This window comes from Kitasatospora nipponensis (assembly GCF_039528135.1).
Taxonomy (GTDB): Bacteria; Actinomycetota; Actinomycetes; order Streptomycetales; family Streptomycetaceae; genus Kitasatospora; species Kitasatospora nipponensis.
In genome coordinates, this window is the sequence record NZ_BAAALF010000438.1 from 1 (window position 1) to 1,590 (window position 1,590).

Annotated in this window: 1 protein-coding gene; it reads left to right on the plus strand. The window is 76.7% G+C overall.

The features are described 5' to 3' along the window. Nucleotides 1–1,426, plus strand: a 1,426-nt coding sequence (locus ABD323_RS40985; protein WP_344447193.1) for a serine hydrolase domain-containing protein, incomplete at its 5' end; no start/stop codon positions are given. Nucleotides 1,427–1,590 lie beyond the last annotated feature (164 nt).

Sequence of the window (1,590 nt, forward strand, 5' to 3'; positions counted from 1 at the left end):
CGCCCGCCGCACGGCGGCGACCCGCGTGCGCGAGCGCGCCGCCCCGCCCGGCCGCCGCGACCTCGCCCACCCGCCGGCCGCCCGCAAGGCCCCCGCCCTCGACGCCCTGCGGCTGGAGCGCCGGCTTCGCCCGCTCTTCCAGGGCCTGCCCCCGGACAGCGGCGTGGCCGTCGCGGTGATCCAGGGCGACGAGCGGGCCGTCGCCTGTCGTGGCTACACCGACCCGGCCGCCGAACGCCCCGTCCGGGCGGACACCCGCTTCGAGCTCGGCTCGATCACCAAGACCTTCACCGGCCTGCTGCTGGCCGAGATGGTCGCCCGCGGTGAGGTTCGGTACGACGATCCGATAGACGCGTACCTGCCGGCCGGCTCGGTCCCCGGGTACCCGAAGGAACGTCCGATCACTCTGCTCCACCTGGCCACCCACACCTCGGGGCTGCCACGGCACCCGGTCGGCCTGCTGCCGGCCGCGCTCCCGCAGTGGTTCACCCGCCCGTGCGCCACCTTCAACGCCACCCACCTGCTGCGTTCGCTCCCGCGGACGCCGGTGCGCGGGACGCCCGGCGCGCAGGTGAGGTACTCGAGCCTCGGGTGCGGCCTGCTCGGCCTGCTCCTGGAGAACGCGGCGGGCAGCCGGTACGAGGACCTGCTCGCCACCAGGGTCTGCGCCCCGCTGGGGATGGTGGACACCTCCTGCGGTCCCGGCGGCGAGGCGGGCGGCGGCTACCGGCGGGGCCGGCGCGTCCCGTCCTTCCGGATCGCCGCGCTGCCGGGGGCCGCCGCGCTGCGCTCCAGCGCCGACGACATGCTGCGCTACCTACAGGCGCTGCTGGCGGCGAACGGCGCCGTGGGCAGCCGGCTCGAGCCGCTGCGGGGCATGGCGCAGCCGGCGTTCCAGGCCGATCCGGCGCTGCGGACGGCCTTGGGCGAGGTGCGGCAACCCCGGGCCGGCCGTCGCCTGGGCGGCACGCGGATCTGCCTGGGCTGGAAGCAGCGTCAGATCGAGGCGGCAGGAGCCGCCGCGGTCGCCGGGAGCGCCCGCCGTCGCGCGCGCGGCGTGGAGGCGCTCGACGTTGCCCGGGACGCGCCGGTGGTCGGGTTCGGGGCGCTCGAGGGCTTCGAGGGGTTGCGTCCGCAAGGCCGGGGAGTCGACCCCGGCGGCGCCGGCGGCAGGCGTGCCCCCGGCCGGCGCGGCGCGGATGGCCGGCTCGGTGCACGCGAGCGGGCGGTGGCCGAGCAGCAGACCCAGAGCATGGTGTTCCACGAGGGCACCACCCGCGGGTTCGTGGCGTTCGCCGGGTTCGACCCGGCGGCCGGCACCGGGCTGGTCGCCATGGTCAGCTCCCCGCCCAGCAGGCGGCGGGGCTTCCTGCAGACCGCCTACGAGACCCTGCGAGGCCTGGCCACGGAGGAGCCGGACGGCTGATCGGCCTCACTGACCGGCCCTCCGGCCAGTGGAGGGGAGGCCCACAGGCGTCTGCCCGGCGACCGGGCGACCGTTGGTCAGGCGATCGGACGGTCAGGTGACCGACGGATCAGTCCTTGTCGGTTCCGCCGGGCAGCTGGGACTGGATGAGGTTCATCACCGAG